Here is a 16,775-nt window from a genome sequence, read left to right on the forward strand (position 1 = left end):
GCGCCCGTAGCTCAGTTGGATAGAGTACCTGGCTACGAACCAGGCGGTCGGGAGTTCGAATCTCTCCGGGCGCACCATTACACCGAAACAGCAGGCCCCGGCCTGCTGTTTTTTTTTGTGTTTTTCGGCAGGGCTGCGCCCTGCACCTGCAGAGGCAACAGCAACAGCAACTGCAGAAGCTGGCATTCCGTGGGGTGGCGGGGCGATGTCGGATTGCGGGGACGCCGCAAGTACGTCCCTGTAGGCTTGGCAGCCGCATCCATGCGGCTGACACCCCGCAATCCGACACCGCCCCACCTCTGACAGTTTCTGATGTCTGGTAGATCCACGCCACGCGTGGATGACTCCATCGAATTCGAATATTTCGACAATTGAACGAAGAGCATCCACGCATGGCGTGGATCTACGTGTCGACCAAGGTCGACACCCACCAAGAGCAGGCCAAGAGCAGGCCATTCCATTCCGGCAGATTGCGGGAAACTGTCGAAGGCGGGGTGGGTCCGGTTGCGGGGGTGTAAGCGCCATGGATGGCGCGCCCAAGCCTACAGGGACGTACTTGCGGCGTCCCCCGCAACCGGACCCACTCCGCCATCCCACGGAATGCCCGCTGTTGCTTTGGCTTTGGCTTTGGCTGTTGCCGTTGCTGTTGCCGTTGCCGTTGCCGTCGATTCGGCGGGTGCAGGGCGCAGCCCTGCCGAACCCTACCCCTCTGCCATCGTCTGCCACCACTGCGCCAGCAGCTCCGGCCGTCGCAGGCGCTCGCGCCACCAGCGCAGGGCCGCGCCATCTTCGCCGGTGCGCCAGGCCAGCCAGAAGGTCTCTTCCGGCTTGTGCTCCTCAACCTCGCGGATCACCAGCTGGCCGCGCGCCACCGCCGCCCGCGCGCAGGGCTCGGGCAGGAAACCGAATCCCAGCCCCTGGCACTGCAGCTTCAACTTGCTGGCCATGTCCGGCACGGTCAACGTCTCCTGGCCCATCAACAGACCCACCGTTCGTGGCAGCAGGCGTCGTGCCGAATCGGATACCGCGATCGCGCAATACGGCGCCAACTGCTCGCGGCCCAGCACACCCGGCACCGTCGCCAGCGGATGACCGGGTGCCACCGCAAACACGAAACCAACGCTGCCCAGCGGCTCGACCACGTAGCCACCGCCACTGGGCCCCTCGCCAGGCGCACCGACCAGCAGGTCGGCGCGCCGGTCCAGCAGCGCTTCCCAGGTGCCGGACAACGCCTCGCCGAACAGGCGCAATCGGGTCGGCGCCGCCACCTCACGGAATGCAGCAATATCCGGCCCCAACAGCCAGGTCGGGAACACCGAATCCACCGCCAGGGTCAATTCCGCCTCCCAACCCGAGGCTACGCGCCGTACCCGCAGTTCCAGCTCCCGGGCCGCACGCAGCAGGTGCCTGCCCTCCTCCAGCAACGCGCGCCCGGCCTCGGTCGGTTCCGCCCGCGGACCGATCCGGTCGAACAGCTGCACCCCAAGGTCCTCTTCCAGCTTGGCCACGGTGTAGGAAATGGTCGAGGGCACCTTGTGCAGGGCCTTGCCGGCGCCGGCGAAGGAGCCTCGGCGGTCGATGGCGTCCAGGATCTGCAGGGCATCGAGGCTGAGCTTGAGCATTCGAAATTTTCGATGATGGCTGTCAAAACTATCCGTTTTTCAAACTCAAGGTGCAAGCGGATACTTCTCTTCAACGGGGAAACAAAGCGGCTTCCAGCCTATCCCACCCCATCGAAACCATCGAACAAGGAGATTCCATCATGCTGCAGATCCGCAAGAGCGCTACCCGTGGCCTGGCCGAGCATGGCTGGCTGTCCTCGCGCCATACCTTCTCGTTCGCCAGCTACTACGACCCCCGCTATGTGAGCTTCGGCCCGCTGCGGGTCATCAACGAAGACAAGGTGATCGGCGGCCAGGGTTTCGGCACCCACAGCCACAGCAACATGGAAATCGTTTCCTACGTGCTGGGCGGCGCTCTGGAACACAAGGACTCGATGGGCACCGGTTCGGTGCTGCGCTACGGCGACGTGCAGCGCATGAGCGCCGGCAGCGGCGTCAGCCACAGCGAGTTCAACCATTCGGCCACCGATCCGGTGCATTTCCTGCAGATCTGGATCTTCCCGCAGACCGAGAACATCACGCCGTCGTATGAGGAGACCCACTTCACGCCGGAGAGCAAGCGCGGCCAGCTGCGCCTGATCGCCTCGCCGGATGGCGCCGATGGCTCGCTGCACATCCATCAGGATGCGCGCATCTTCGCCACCATCCTCGATGGCGAGCAGAAGCTGCATCACGCCCTGGCTGCCGGCCGCGGCGCGTATGTGCAGGTGGCGCGTGGCCAGCTGCAGGTCAACGGCATCACCCTGGAAGCGGGTGACGCACTGCAGGTCAGCGACGAGGCACAGCTGACCCTGGAAAACGGCAACGACGCCGAAGTGCTGGTGTTCGACCTGCCGCTGTAACCAACATGCCCGCGATGCCATCCGGCATCGCGGGCATGTCACGTCGCAACGCGATCAGAATTTGTACGTCACCGCCAGCCGCACGTTGCGCGGCTCGCCCCAGGTGTAGGTGCTGTACCAGCTGAAGATCGTGTAATAGCGCTTGTCCAGCAGGTTGTTGACGTTGACCGTGGCCGACAGGCGATCGTTGAACTGGTAGCGGGCCATGGCATCCAGCAGCCAGTACGGCTGGGTGCGATGAACCACCGACGCACCACTGGCCGGGTTGGTGATGTTGCCGAACGTGGAATCCTGCCAGCGCGCGCCGCCACCAACGGTCAGGCCCTGCCAGTCGCCGCGCAGGCGGTAGCTGGTGTGCAGGCTGAACTGGTTCTCCGGCTCCAGCGTGGACACCTTGGTCCCAGCCTGGCGTGCGATCTTGTGCGCAAAGCCGCCCTGCACCTGCCAGCCCTCGGCCAGTTGCCCGGACAACTCAAGCTCGTAGCCCTTGGTGCGCACCCCCATCAATGCGCGATAGGCGATATCGCCGGTCGGCGTCTTGCCACCAGTAGGCTGGGCGAAATTGTCCTGATCGAGCTGGAACAGTGCCGCGCTGGCATTGAAGCGGCCGTCGAAGAACTCTGCCTTCAGACCCATTTCATAGCTGCGGCCTTCCAGCGGATCCAGTGCCTTGCCCTGTTCGTCGCGCTCACCCTGCGGCTTGAAGATGGTGCTGTAGCTGGCATAGACCGAATAGTGCTCGCCAAGGTCGTAGACCACGCCGGCATACGGCACGAACACGCCGGTCTCGCGCGTCTGCGGCGAACGATAGCTGGCCAGGCGGCTTCCGACGATCACCTTCAACGGGTCGGCCACGTCGAAGCGGCCGACCACGTACAGGCCGTTCTCGCGGGTCACCTCGTTGTTGCCATAACCGCGCTGCCATTCCGGCTCGGGGATGTCACCCTTCCAGCTGTTGTAATCGGCAACGGCGGTCGGGTATCCGGGCTGCGGCGAATAACCGGTGTTGGTCCAGCGCTTGCGCGACGCACTGCCGCCGACCACCAGTTCATGCTGACGGCCGAACAGACCGAAGTTGCCGCTCAGATAGAAGTCGGCAGCGTTGCTGACCGTCTTGCCGACGTACTTGCCCAGCCACAGCGAGACGCCTTCGCCGGTGACCGGATCGGGATTGCCACCGGCCGCACCCGCCAGCGCTGCATCGTAGCCGTTGACCTGGTGGTTGAGCTGCAGCTTGGCCACCCAGTCGTTGTCGAACGTATGTTCCAGCGTGGCAAAGCCGGTGCGCACGTACTGGCGCCAGCCACTCCAGCGGGTACCGTTGTTGAACGAGCGCGGCATGTCATTGAAATTGCCCTGGCTGTCCAGCAACGGAATGCCACCCCAGGTCGAGCCCTTGGGGTCGCTCTCCAGCACGTCGCCACCCACGGTCAGCAGCGTGCGTTCGCCCAGATCGGCTTCCAGCACGGCATAGCCGACCTTGCTGGTGCGCTGGTAGAAATCCAGATTGGAATGCTTGTCCTGCCAGGCACCTACCGCGCGCCCACGCACGCGGCCATCGGCGGTCAGCGGGCCGCCGACATCGACTTCGGCACGGTAGTCGTCCCAGCGACCGACGCCGAGCGTCGCACTGCCGGCAAACTCCTTGCCCGGCTTCTTGCGCACCAGGTTGATGGTCGCGCCGGGATCGCCCATGCCGGTCAGCAGGCCGGTGGCACCCTTGAGCACTTCGATGCGGTCGTAGATCGCGGTATCGCTGAGCGTATTGCCGGCCGAGTAGGCCGAGTCGCGTGACATCGGAATACCGTCGTACTGGAAGTTCTGCACGGCAAAACCACGTGCGTAGTACTCGGTGCGCTCGCTGTCGTAGGTGACGATGCTGATGCCCGGGGTCACCCGCATCACGTCATCGATGCCGTCCAGGCCGAAGTCGTCCATCTGCGCACGAGTGATCACGCTGATGGTCTGCGGGGTCTGCCGCGGGGTCAGTACCAGGCGGGTGGCGGTAGCGATGGTGCCCGGCGTGTAGGCGCCGCTGCCTTCGGTGATGGTGCCCAGCTGGTTGGCGGTGACCTGCACGGTCTGCAGGGTCTGCGAGGGCGTTTTGCCCTCCTCTTCAGCCGGTGCGGATTGCGCCGAGGCGGCACCGGCAGCGGCCACTGTGGTCAGCAGAAGACCATGGGCAAGGGCCCTCGCCAACGGGCGACGACGCAGGGACAGCACGGAAAAACGAACAGGCACAGACGACACGACGGGACCTCCACGAAGGGGTGGGATCCTCTGGCGGCGGCTCGAGGGGAAGGGGGGGAATGGCGGCCAAGGGCCGCAGGCGCAGGAGTTTACTCTCCTGCGCCCCCGCTGTCGTGGGTGGCGCCCGGGCCTGAGCAGGCGCTGCCCCGTGGCGATGATCAGCCGTCGACGGCCGCCACGGCCTCCAGGATCAGTGCTGCCACCTCGGCCGGATGCGAGGCCAGCGAGGCATGGCTCGCTTCCAGCTGCAGCAGGCGCTTGGGCTGCATGCGTTCGGCCATGGCCTTCTGGTTCTGTGGCGAGATCATCCGGTCCTGGCTGGAAAGCTGGTACCAGCTCGGCTTGTGCTTCCATGCCGGGTCGCTGATCGCATCGCCGAAGGTGCTGGCCAGCGGCGCCTTCTGGGTCACCGCCATCACCCAGCCTTCGTCGGCACTGAGGTCCTGGCAGAAGCTCTCATGGAACTTGTCGGCACGCAGCCACAGATAGCCATCGCTGTCCGGCGCGAGGTTCGGTGCCGCTTCGGGCAGGTGCTGCTGGGTAATGCCACCGGGGCTCTCACCACTGTCCGGCGCGAATGCAGCGATGTAGACCAGGCCCTGCACGTTGGGTTGGTTGCCGGCTTCGGTGATCACCGCGCCACCATACGAGTGCCCGACCAGCACGACCGGGCCATCGATCTGGCGGATCATCCGGCGCGTCCGCTCGGCGTCGTTGACCAGCGAGGTCAGCGGCAGTTCGACCGCCTTCACCTGGTCGTGGCCCTTGCGGTGCAGTTCCAGGATCACCTTGGCCCAGTGTGCGGCCCCGCCCCAGAAGCCATGGACGAGGAGGATGGTCGGTGTGGTGCTCATGCGCTGATCTCCGGCAGCGGCCGGGCGGAATGCCGACCGTCGGGCTACTCTCCACTGATGGCGTTAATCACTGGTGACGCATCCGGACCAATGCATTCGTATTCGACATTCGATGTCATTGATGGCACTTGCCCGGGGCTTCTGAAAACGTTTTCATGAGGACGATCCTCTGGAGCCTTCCTCGCGCATGACGCCTTCTTCTCCCCGCGCCCAGCAGCACGCGACACGCGCTGCATTCTTCATTCCCGGCTTTGCCACCGCTGCCTGGGCACCGATGGTGCCCTACGCCAAGGCCAAGGCCGGGCTGTCCGATGCCAGCCTCGGCGGGCTGCTGCTGTGCCTGGGGCTGGGCTCATTGCTGGCGATGCCGCTGGCAGGTGCGTTGACCGCGCGCCTGGGCTCGCGCCGCTTGATGATCGCCACCACGGCCTTGATTCTGCTCGCCCTGCCGCTGCTGACGCTCGCTCCCACGCCGCTGGCACTGGGTGCGACGCTGTTCGTGTTCGGTGCGGGTGTGGGCGCGATGGACTGCACGATGAACATGCAGGCGGTGGCCGTCGAGCGCGATGCGGGGCGCCCGATGATGTCTGGCTTCCACGCGTTCTACAGCATTGGTGGCTTCGTCGGCGCCGGCTGCATGACCGGCCTGCTGGTTCTTGGCACGCCACTGTGGCTGGCGTCATTGGTCGCCGTGGCGGCAATGCTGCTGGTGGCCCTGCTGTCGGCACCACACTGGCGCCCGCAGCGCATCCTGCATGATGGCCCGATGCTGGCCGTGCCGCACGGCGTCGTGCTGTTCATCAGCGTGCTCGCCTTCGTGGTGTTCCTGGCAGAGGGCTCGATGCTCGACTGGAGTGCGGTGTTCCTGGCCGAAGTGCGGCAGGTGCCGCGCGACCAGGCCGGCGCCGGCTTTGCCGTGTTCACGCTGGCGATGACCGCGATGCGCCTGTTCGGCGACGGCATCGTCGAGCGCCTTGGCCGTACCCGCACCATCGTCATTGGCGGCATCACCGCTGCGGCCGGTTTCGCGCTGGCCACGCTGGTGCCCTCCTTCGCGATGGCGCTGGTCGGCTACGTGCTGGTGGGCCTGGGCTGCGCCAACATCGTGCCCGCCCTGTTCTCGATGGCCGGCCAGCAGCGCGCGATGCCGGAGAGCATTGCGATCACCGCAGTCACCACGCTGGGCTACGCCGGCATCCTTGCAGGCCCAGCAGCGATCGGCGCGCTCGCCCATGCCACCAGCCTGGGCTTTGCCTTCCTGTGCGTGGCGGCGATGCTGCTGGGCGTGGCGGCATCAGCGCGTTCGCTGGCCCGCCGCCTGCCCTGAAGGCTCAGCTGCGCGCTGGGGTCATTGCCGGTGCATCGACGCCGTGCACCAGCCACTCAGCCTGTGCCGGCAACTGCGGCGCTGGGCACGCGGTCTTCGGGTGGTGCTCGTCGCGCGCCATCCAGTCATCGACCACCCCGGCCAGCAGGTCCAACCGCAGCGGCAGGGTGATGTGATCTTCGCCGCGCATCTCGATGTAGTGCGCACGCGGGTTGGCCTGCGCCAGCGCACGCCCCTGGCTGACCGGAATGTGCTGGTCGCCCTGTCCGTGCAGCAGCAGCACGCAGGCACGGGTATCGGCCAGCGCGCGGGCAACATCCACCTTGTCCAGGTCCACGTCGATGCGGCGGCTGGCGGCGGCCACCACCTGGTTGATGTCCTGGCTGCCGTAGCGCCAGCGTGCATACGAAGCGATGGCCTGTGCCTTCAAGCCTTCCGGCTGCAGCGCCATCAGATGCGGAATCATGGTGCGGATCGCAACGCCGGCATTGGCGAACGATTCCATTGCCACCACGCCGGCCACCTGGTCGCCCAGCTTGTCGGCGGTGAACAGTGCCGTGGCAGCGCCATAGGAAACACCGAACAGATACAGCGGGCCGGTCACTTCGCCGCGCGCGCGCAGCTCGGAGATGACGTCCACCACATCGTCCGATTCATAGGTGCCGTAGCCGGAGGGACCGGCGCCGGACTGGCCATGGTTGCGCAGGTCCAGGGTGACCACGCGGTAGCCCGACTCGGCGAGCTGCAGGGACCACGGCAGCATCGAATCACCGTTCATCATCCAGCCGTGCAGCAGCACCACGGTGCCGCGCGGCGCCTGCGCGCGGAACGGTTGCGGTACCGCCAGGCTCAGCCCGGTATCCAGCGGCAGGCCATTCTGGTGCTGCTGTGGCAGGTAGCGATAACGCGCGCCATAGTCACCCGGATCGAAAGCACGCCAGAAGATCGGCACGCCATCACGGCCCGCGGCGAAACCATGCCGATTCGGCAACGCAGCTACAGCGGCGGCGATACGCGGTTGATCAAGCAGGGTCGAAACGCCACCGGGCGCGATCAGGCGGTCGCTGAGCGAGGTGGACGAGGCGGTCATCGAAGAAGAGCATGCAGCCAGCCACAGGCCGGCGCACGCCAGCAAAAGCAGCAGCAGGCGCTTCATGGGCAGTCAGGGGAAAAGTGCGACAGCGTGGCAGGTTAGCGGTCACGCCCGATGCCATCTATCGCAGCTGGATGACGGGTTGATGACAGCGCGGGATCGATTCAGCTTGTCACAATGTCGCGACCGGCCAGAGCAATGATCCGGATCAATGAACGCCATCGCACGAATGGCCACAGTGCCCGCATGCGCACCTCGTTCAAGCTCGCCATTGCCTTGGCCGCCACATTGGCCGCCGCTTACGGCATCGCCCGCAGCACACCGTACTGGTTCGCCCCGCGGCAACAGGCCGAGGTCGATATCCACGACCCGACCCTGATCGAGCAGGGCCGGTATCTGTCGCGTGCCGCCGACTGCGCCGCCTGTCATACCGCCCCCGGTGGCAGACCGTTCGCCGGTGGGCTTGGCATGCAGACGCCGATGGGCACGCTGTACTCGACCAATATCACCCCGGACCCGGATACCGGTATCGGCGCGTACGACTATGCGGATTTCGAACGCGCAGTGCGGCGTGGCATCCGCCATGACGGCCAACCGCTGTATCCGGCAATGCCCTACGCCTCGTACGTGATCGCCAGCGATGCCGAGATCAAGGCGCTGTATGCCTACTTCATGGGCGCGGTGCAGCCGGTCCGGCAGGACAACGCCGACAGCACCATTCCGTGGCCGGCAAACATGCGCTGGCCGCTTGCCTGGTGGCAGCTGCTGTTCGCGCGCCCACGCAGCTTCACTCCCGATCCGACCCTGGATGCCGTCCAGCAACGCGGCGCCGAACTGGTTGAAGGCCTGGCCCACTGCGGCGCGTGCCATACCCCACGCGGGCTGGCCTTCCAGGAAAAGGCGATGGCCGATGATGGCAGCCGCCAGTTCCTCTCCGGCTCGGTGCTGGAAGGCTGGTATGCGAAGAACCTGCGCAACGAATCAACTGGCTTGGCCAGCTGGAGCGAAGCCGAGATCGTCGAGTTCCTGCGCACCGGCCGCACCGATCGTTCCGCGGCCTTCGGCGGCATGGCCGATGTGGTCGAGCACAGCACGCAGTACCTGTCCGACGCCGATCTGCTGGCGATGGCGCGCTATCTGAAGCAGCTGCCAGCACGCGAAGGCCGCAGCGCGCAATGGACGCCGGGCACCGATACCACTACCGCCGCACTGCGCGGCGGCGACTACCGGGTGGCCGGTTCGCTGGCCTACGCCGAACACTGCCAGGCCTGCCATCGTGCAGATGGCCGTGGCATGCCACGGGTCTACCCTGCCCTGGCCGGCAACTCCATCGTGTTCGCCGACGATCCCAGCTCGCTGGTGCAGGTAACCCTGATCGGTGGACGCACGCCGCACACGCCGCATGACCGGATGGCGTTCACCATGCCGGGCTTCGAGCAGCTGCCCAATGCGCAGCTCGCAGACATCCTCACCTTCATCCGCAATAGCTGGGGCAACCGGGCCAGTGCGGTCAGCGAACTGGACGTGGCGCGCATGCGCCGGGTGGTGCGTGACAAGCCGGTGCATGTGGTCCCGCAGGAGACGGCGCAATGAGGCGTTCGAAGAAGCGTTCCAGAGCGTTGATCGCCAGCGCAGTGGTTGCGGTGCTGCTGGCCGGTGCCGGTACGTTGCTGTACCAGCACCTGTACCCGGACCTGGATGCGGAGGTGGCAAGGACCCTGGACATCCTCGACGGCCACGGCCAGGTGGTGGGCCAGTACCACGTGCCCAGTGCCGAAGAGATCGCCAGTCTCGGCAACGCAGACGCGGTGATGTTCGGCCGTCGCCTGCTCAACGAGACCGCACGCCTGCTGCCGGACAACGTCGGCAACGATCTGAACTGCAACTCCTGCCACATGGCCGAGGGCAAGCGACCGTTCGGCAATCACTATTTCAACACCGGCGGTGGCAGCTACCCGCGCTACATGCCGCGACCGGGCAGGGAAATCGGTCTGGCCGAGCGCATCAACGGCTGCCTGCAGCGTTCGATGAACGGCAAACCGCTGGCCAAGGATGCACCGGAGATGCGCGCGATGCTGGAATACATGGCGTGGTTGAGCCGCCCGGTACCGGAGGGTGCACGCGTGGCCGCGCCCAGCGAAGGGCCGATCGACAGCGCGCTGACGCCGGACCCGGTACGTGGGCAGGCGCTGTATGCCGCGCAGTGCGCCGCCTGCCACGGCGACAACGGAGAAGGCCAGCGCGATGCCAGCGGCGATATCGCGTTCCCGCCGTTGTGGGGCGAGCGCAGCTTCAACATCGGTGCCGGCATGGCGCGGTTGTACAAGGCCGCTGGCTTCGTCAAGCACAACATGCCGCCGGCAGTGACCCGTGAACCGCCACTGGGCCAGCAGGTGATGCCCGACCAGGATGCGGTGGATATCGCCAGCTACTTCATCAACCAGCCGCGCCCGGACTTCGCCGGCAAGGCCAAGGACTGGCCACGCGACCCGAAACCGAAGGACGCGCGCTACTGAGGGGCGCCGCCGGTGTTGCCGGCCGTCACACAACACACTCCCTGCATCTGCGCGTCACCGCCATGTCATCGGCGCTGCCGACACTCCCGGACTTTCCTCCCCTGAAGGTCCGGTTTCGATGCGAACGATTGCGCGCTTTCCCCGTATCTCGCTGCTTGCCCTGCTGATTGCTCCCGCACTGGATGCCCTGGCTGAAGCACCGCAGGGCGATGCCGCCGATACGCGAAGCGCCGACGCGCGGACCCTGGACCAGGTGCAGGTGATCGGCCAGGCCACCAGCTATGCCAAGACCTCGGTGCGCCAGGAAACCTTGAACCGGCAGACCGTGTTGAGCAGCGTCAATGGCGCGCTCAACGAAGTGCCCGGCGTGGTCGTCAGCGAAGCCGATGCCACCGGATCGTCGGTATGGGGCACGCAGATCAGCATGCGCGGCTTCGTCACCAACCGCGATACCCAGCAGATCGGCACCACCATCGACGGCCTGCCCAATGGCGGTTCCGGCTATGGCGGCGGCTCGCTGGCCAACCGCTACATCGACACGCTCGATCTGGAAACGGTAGAAGTGAGCCAGGGCACGGCCGATATCTCCTCGCGCTCGAACGAAGCACTGGGCGGCACCCTGAACTTCCTCACCAGCGATCCATTGCAGGAACAGCGCCTGCGCATGGTGGTGGGCGCCGGCGACAATGAGGCGCGCAAGTACTACGTGCGCTACGACACCGGCCTGCTGGGTGGACATACCCGCGCGTGGATCAGCGCATCGTCGGCGCGCGTGCATGACTGGATCGATGGCACCGGCCACACCAGCAACGACAACATCGCCGGCAAGTTCATCACCGAGCTGGATCGCTGGACCCTGACCGGCTACCTGTCCTACAACGATGCCGACGAGCCGGAGTACACCAGCGTTTCACCGAAGGGCTTCGCCACCAACCCGGACCGCGACGGCCTGGTCGGCACCCTGACCGGCATTCCGTATCTGGACCAGAACTACCGCTCCGGTTCGCGCGCACTGCGCGAGAACACCTTCGGCTACCTGCGCGCGGCCTTTGATGGCGGCAACGGTTTCAAAGCCTCGATGGCTGCCTACGGTCACCGCATGCAGGGCCGCGGTGACTGGCTGCCGCCGTACCTGGCCGATGTCAGCGACGATGGCGCCGGTCGCCCGCAGTCGGAATACCTCGGCGGCAGGACGGTCTACGGCGGCAGCAACCGCGGCCAGATCTACTTCGTGAACCCCGATGGCAGTTCCGCCCAGCGTCTGGCCAACTGCACGCCGCGACTCGGCTTCAGCGCCGAGTACGACCCCAACTGCTACGCCGGCAATGTGCAGGGCGCACAGTCCTACCGCCATTCCCACTACGACAACGATCGCATGGGCGTCACCGCCGACGTCGAATGGCGGCAGACCTTCGGCGCGATCGACAATACGATCCGCGGTGGCCTGTGGGTGGAGAAGCTCGACCGTTCCGTACGCCGCGACTGGCACCGCCTGCTCAACGTCGGCCAGGACATCGCCTTCGACCACCAGCCCTACTGGGTGCAGTTCGAAGACAAGTACAAGGTCGATGAGCAGATGTACTACGTCGAGGACGTGGCCCGCTTCGGCCCGTTCAGCGCGCGCCTCGGCGTGAAGCAGTTCTTCGTCGACCAGTCGCGTCGCCGCGTGATCGGCGCCGCCGAGAATGTGAAGTCCGATTCGAAGTCCGATCCGCTGCTGTCCACCGGCTTCACCTGGGCCCCGGGTGTGGAGGGCATGGAGGTGTTCGCCGGCTACTCGCAGAACTTCGCCGCGATCCCCTCCGGCGTGTTGGGTGAAACCGATCCGCAGCGCTTCCGCAACGTCGAACCGGAAACCGCCGACAACATCGAACTGGGCATGCGCATCAGCCGCTGGCCGCTGACCGCTTCGGTCACCCTGTACAACATCAAGTTCGACAACCGCATCGTCTACCTGCCGGCCGGTCTGGTCAGCGGTATCGACTACCTCGGCGAGACCGATGGCGTCTACGAGAACTTCGGCGGCGTGGAGAGCAACGGCCTGGAAGCGGCCTTCGGCTACGGCTGGGACAATGGCTGGCGCATCAATGCCGCCTACACCTACAACCGCTCCAAGTACCTGGGCAGTGGCAACGACGCGCGCGACAAGCAGCTGGGCATTGTCGACGGCGCCAAGGTGATCGGCCAGCCCGAGCAGATCCTGGTGGTGTCGGCCGACTGGCAGGGTGAGAGCTGGAACTTCGGCCTGTCCGGTCGCTACCTCGGCGAACGCTACCTGGATGCGGCCAACGTCAACAAGCTGCCTTCGGCCACCGTGTTCAACGCCAACATCGGTTTCGACCTGCAGGGCCTGTCGCCGCGCCTGAAGGGCATGGGCGCCAACCTGGTGGTGAGCAACCTGACCGACAAGCGCTATCTTGCAGGGGTGGACGGCCGCGACAACGCCTTCATCGGCGCCCCGCGCACCGTCGGCATCTCCTTCCGCGTGGACTTGTGAGTGTGACCCTGTGACCGATACCGGCCGACGCCGACTGTTGCAGGCCGGCGTCGCCGCCGGCCTTTCGCCGCTGCTGCCCAGCATCGCCCGGGCAGCAGCGATCGCCCCTGCTTCGCGCACGCGCAGCCTGCAGGACCTGCAGCACATCGTGGTGTTCATGCAGGAGAACCGTTCGTTCGACCACTACTTCGGCACCCTGCCGGGCGTTCGTGGTTTCGGCGACCGCTTCGTGGCCCCAGCGCCACCCCTGCCCGGCGGCGACCACCCACGCAGCCTGTGGCTGCAGCCCGATGCCAGCGGGCAACGCGCGATCGCCCCTTTCCCATTGGATACCGCTGCACACTTCGGCTACATGCGGGTTGAGGGCACGCCCCACACTTGGCCTGACGCACAGCAGGCGTGGGACCACGGACGCATGGCGCACTGGCCCAAGGCCAAGCAGAACCATTCGATGGGCTACTTCCAGCGCAGCGACATGCCGTTCCAGTTTGCCCTGGCCGATGCGTTCACCCTCTGCGATGCCTACCACTGCGCGATGCAGGCCGGCACCAACCCGAACCGCGTGTTCCTGTGGACCGGCCACAACGATGCCCAGGCCCGCGCAGGCGGCCCGGTGATCGCCAATTCGCACGACAATTTCCCCGAGCAGGGCGGCCATCCGGAGTCGTATCGCTGGACCAGCTATGTCGAGCGACTGCAGCAGGCCGGCGTGTCCTGGCAGATCTACCAGGACATGGCCGACAACTTCACCGACAACCCGCTGGCCGGGTTCGAGGCCTTCCGCCAGGCGCACCGCGGCGACCCGGGGCATGACCCGGAACTGCGTGCACGCGGCGTCAGTACCCGTGGTCTGGCGCAGCTGCGCGAGGACGCGATCAGCGGCCGCCTGCCGCAGGTCAGTTTCATCATCGCCGATGCGGCTGGCAGCGAGCATCCGGGGCCGTCCAGCCCCGCGCAGGGCGCAGCCTATACCGCACGCCTGCTGGATGCATTGACCGCCGATCCCGAGGTGTGGAGCCGCACCGCCCTGCTGTTGATGTTCGATGAGAACGATGGCTTCTTCGACCATGTACCGCCACCGGCACCACCCTCCCCGCTTGGCGATGGCTGGGCCGGTGCATCGGCGGTCAGCACCGAGGGCGAATACCACCGCAACCCGGCACCGGGCGACGGGAAATACGATGCCGCCGAGCTGCGCGGTCGCCCCTATGGGCTCGGCCCGCGCGTACCGTTGTATGTGATTTCGCCGTGGAGCCGTGGCGGCTGGGTCGACTCGCAGGTGTACGACCACACCTCGGTGCTGCGTCTGATCGAGCGCCGCTTCGGCGTGGCCGCGCCGGACATCTCGCCGTGGCGGCGTGCGGTCTGCGGTGATCTCAGCAATGCCTTCGACTTCGCCCAGCGCGACACGCGCCCCTTCGTCAAGGCACTGCCGGATGTCACCGCCGTCGCAGCGCGCGCCGCCTCCCTGCCCGGCCGTACCGTGCCTGCGCTACCCGATGGCCTGCATCCGGCCCGCCAGGAGCCCGGCGTGCGTCCTGCGCGGGCGCTGCCCTATCGGCCGCAGGTGCAGGCCACGTCGGTGGATGGCGAGGGCATCACCCTGCAGCTGGCCAGCGATGGCGCCACGGCCGTGCTGCATGTCTACGACCGCCTGCGCCTGGACGCCATCCCGCGCCGTTACACCGTGGTACCGGGTGCCCCGTTGCAGGATCGTTGGCCGCTGGATGCACAGGGTCGTTACGACCTCTGGCTGCTGGGGCCGAATGGATTCCATCGCCACTATCGCGGCGCTGGCACGATCGCGCCGCTGCACGCACAGGTGGAACGCGCGGACGGCCAGCTGCGGCTGGTGCTGCGCAATCCATCGCCTTCAGCCCGCAGGGTCAAGGTGCAGGGCGGCGCCTACGCGGGCCACATGCCGGTACAGGAACTGCAGCTGGTGGCCGGCGCGGAAACCGTACTGGCCTGGGACCCGACACCGACCGCAGGCTGGTACGACTTGATCGTGCGCTCGGAGGGCGTCGAGCAACGCCTGGCCGGCCGTGCCGAAGATGGCCGCCCTGGTACGAGCGACCCCGCCATGGGCACCGCACCGCTGCGCTTCGAACACGGCTGAAAGTACTTCCGTAGAGCCGGGCGCTTGCCCGGCTCTACAGGGCAGGACAGCAGGCTCAGGCCTCCTGCAGTCCCGGCCGGCCGTGCTCCACTGCATAGCGCTTCCAGCTCTGCAGCGTGCCGTTCGGCCGCATGACCGTATCAAGGGTCTTCATGTCACCGATCCAGGCATCGCGGGTGACATCACACAGCACGTAACCGCGCTTGTCCGTCGTCGCCTTCAAGTGGGGGCTGTGCCGCAGCTGGTTCTCTGCATAGGCATCCACGCCCTGCCCGTCGGCACCCGAGCTGATCGAGGTTGCCAGGAACTCGCTGGAGATCACCCCGGAATCGGTGTTGTCCTGCACCAGGTCGCTGGCATAGTGACGGTGTGCATCGCCACAGGCGGTCACCACATTGCCGAAGCCCACCTTCTGGATGTGATCGAGCAGGCGCCGGCGGCTGGACAGATAGCCGGACCACTGGTCATCGGAGGACTGCACCACGCCGTCCTTCTCGCGCATGTAGTTGCCCAGCGAAACCTGGTGCGCGATCGCGTGCCAGCGCGGCGCGGCATCGGCCAGGCCATCGAACAGCCATTGCTCCTGCTTCGCACCCACAATGCTGCGCTCGGAAGATTCCACCTGTCCGCGCTGCGCCATGTCCACCTGCTTGCTGCGGTACTGGCGGGTATCGAGCAGGTGCAGGTCCAGCAGCGTGCCGTAGCGCGCGCGACGGAACATCTGCATATGACCCTCGCGCGGGAACGACGAAGCGCGCAACGGCATGTTTTCGTAATACGCCTGGAACGCCTGTGCGCGGCGCAGCAGGAACAGCTCGCTGGGCGTACCGTCCTGGTCTTCGGCACCCGCCCAGTTGTTGTCCACTTCATGGTCGTCGAACGTCACGAACCACGGTGACGCGGCGTGCGCCGCCTGCAGGTCCGTATCGGTCTTGTACTGCGCGTAGCGGCGGCGATAGTCGTCGAGGGTGTAGGTCTGCGGGCCGACATGGTTGCGCAGGTTGGTGAACGGCTGAGCGTTCATCTTGCGCACGCCGGGCTGGCTTTCTCCCTCGTAGATGTAGTCGCCGTAATGGAACACGAAATCGAGTGGTTCCTCGGCAATGTGCCGCCAGGCCGTGTAGTGCCCTTCCTCGAAATTCTGGCAACCGGCCACCGCGAAGCGCACGCGCTTGATCGGCGCGTTCGCCGCAGGCAGGGTGTGGGTGCGTCCGATCGCACTGGCATGGCCTCCCACGGTGAAGCGGTACCAGTACGGCCGCCCAGGCAGCAGGCCATCCAGTTCCACGTGCAGCGCATGGCCCAGCTCGGGGTGGGCCAGCGAGGTTCCCTGCCGCACCACGGTGCGCATGCCCTCGTCAGAAGCCACCTGCCATCCCACCACCATCGGCCGGGTAGGCATGCCGCCACCGAACACCAGGGGCTCGGTGGCCAGCCGCGTCCACAGCACCATGCCATCGGCCGACGGATCACCCGACGCCACGCCGAGGGTGAAGGGCGTACTGGCAAAGCGCGGCGAAGCCAGCAGATTGCGCGGATTCAGTGCTGCCGTATCACTCTGCGCAGCCAGCGCGCGGGCAGTCCCGGCCCACGCACCCAACGCGGAAAGTCCCGACAGGGCAAGGAAGCGCCTGCGATTGATCGTATCCAAGACG

At 66.3% G+C, this 16,775-nt stretch carries 11 protein-coding genes and 1 tRNA gene; 7 read left to right on the forward strand and 5 right to left on the reverse strand.

Annotated features, from left to right (window positions below):
- Window positions 1-77, forward strand: a tRNA-Arg gene (locus tag QOL57_RS02645).
- A gap of 624 nt (window positions 78-701) precedes the next feature.
- Here QOL57_RS02645 and QOL57_RS02650 read toward each other — a convergent pair.
- Entirely contained in the window at window positions 702-1,622 is a 921-nt protein-coding gene (locus QOL57_RS02650) for a LysR family transcriptional regulator (protein ID WP_089240309.1), read from the reverse strand.
- A gap of 140 nt (window positions 1,623-1,762) precedes the next feature.
- On the opposite strand from QOL57_RS02650, the gene QOL57_RS02655 reads away from it, so the two are divergent.
- The gene (locus QOL57_RS02655; protein ID WP_089240307.1) at window positions 1,763-2,464 is read left to right on the forward strand and encodes a pirin family protein; all 702 of its coding nucleotides are present in this window, start codon (window positions 1,763-1,765) and stop codon (window positions 2,462-2,464) included.
- Window positions 2,465-2,518: 54 nt separating this feature from the next.
- Here QOL57_RS02655 and QOL57_RS02660 read toward each other — a convergent pair whose 3' ends face one another.
- Together QOL57_RS02660 and QOL57_RS02665 are read right to left on the reverse strand one after the other, a co-directional pair.
- Window positions 2,519-4,714, reverse strand: a complete 2,196-nt coding sequence (locus tag QOL57_RS02660) for a TonB-dependent siderophore receptor (RefSeq protein ID WP_089240305.1) — start codon at window positions 4,712-4,714, stop codon at window positions 2,519-2,521.
- A 158-nt stretch (window positions 4,715-4,872) separates the two neighbouring features.
- Complete coding sequence (locus QOL57_RS02665; protein ID WP_089240303.1) at window positions 4,873-5,568, reverse strand: alpha/beta hydrolase; 696 nt, start codon at window positions 5,566-5,568, stop codon at window positions 4,873-4,875.
- Window positions 5,569-5,755: 187 nt separating this feature from the next.
- On the opposite strand from QOL57_RS02665, the gene QOL57_RS02670 reads away from it, so the two are divergent.
- A complete protein-coding gene (locus QOL57_RS02670; protein ID WP_089240301.1) occupies window positions 5,756-6,895 on the forward strand; it encodes an MFS transporter in 1,140 nt (379 codons plus the stop codon).
- A gap of 4 nt (window positions 6,896-6,899) precedes the next feature.
- Here the strand turns inward: QOL57_RS02670 and QOL57_RS02675 are convergent, their stop codons facing one another.
- Window positions 6,900-8,051 (reverse strand): alpha/beta fold hydrolase, encoded by a 1,152-nt coding sequence (locus tag QOL57_RS02675; RefSeq protein WP_089240299.1) that lies wholly within the window; start codon window positions 8,049-8,051, stop codon window positions 6,900-6,902.
- A gap of 183 nt (window positions 8,052-8,234) precedes the next feature.
- Between QOL57_RS02675 and QOL57_RS02680 the strand changes: the two genes are divergently transcribed.
- From QOL57_RS02680 to QOL57_RS02695, 4 genes are all read left to right on the forward strand, one after another.
- Window positions 8,235-9,581 (forward strand): cytochrome c, encoded by a 1,347-nt coding sequence (locus QOL57_RS02680; protein WP_089241256.1) that lies wholly within the window; start codon window positions 8,235-8,237, stop codon window positions 9,579-9,581.
- Window positions 9,578-10,504, forward strand: coding sequence for a c-type cytochrome (locus tag QOL57_RS02685; protein ID WP_089240297.1), 927 nt, complete (start codon window positions 9,578-9,580; stop codon window positions 10,502-10,504). Before QOL57_RS02680 ends, QOL57_RS02685 begins: the two co-directional genes overlap by 4 nt.
- Window positions 10,505-10,622: 118 nt before the next feature.
- Window positions 10,623-13,001 carry a TonB-dependent receptor gene (locus QOL57_RS02690; protein ID WP_089240295.1) on the forward strand — a complete coding sequence of 793 codons (2,379 nt, stop codon included), beginning with the start codon at window positions 10,623-10,625 and terminating at the stop codon, window positions 12,999-13,001.
- A 10-nt stretch (window positions 13,002-13,011) separates the two neighbouring features.
- Complete coding sequence (locus QOL57_RS02695; protein WP_089240293.1) at window positions 13,012-15,120, forward strand: phospholipase C, phosphocholine-specific; 2,109 nt, start codon at window positions 13,012-13,014, stop codon at window positions 15,118-15,120.
- A gap of 55 nt (window positions 15,121-15,175) precedes the next feature.
- On the opposite strand, the gene QOL57_RS02700 is transcribed toward QOL57_RS02695, so the two are convergent.
- Window positions 15,176-16,771, reverse strand: coding sequence for an alkaline phosphatase D family protein (locus QOL57_RS02700; protein WP_089240291.1), 1,596 nt, complete (start codon window positions 16,769-16,771; stop codon window positions 15,176-15,178).
- Window positions 16,772-16,775 lie beyond the last annotated feature (4 nt).

The sequence above is a fragment of the Stenotrophomonas sp. yr243 genome (assembly GCF_900184195.1).
GTDB lineage: Bacteria > Pseudomonadota > Gammaproteobacteria > Xanthomonadales > Xanthomonadaceae > Stenotrophomonas > Stenotrophomonas lactitubi.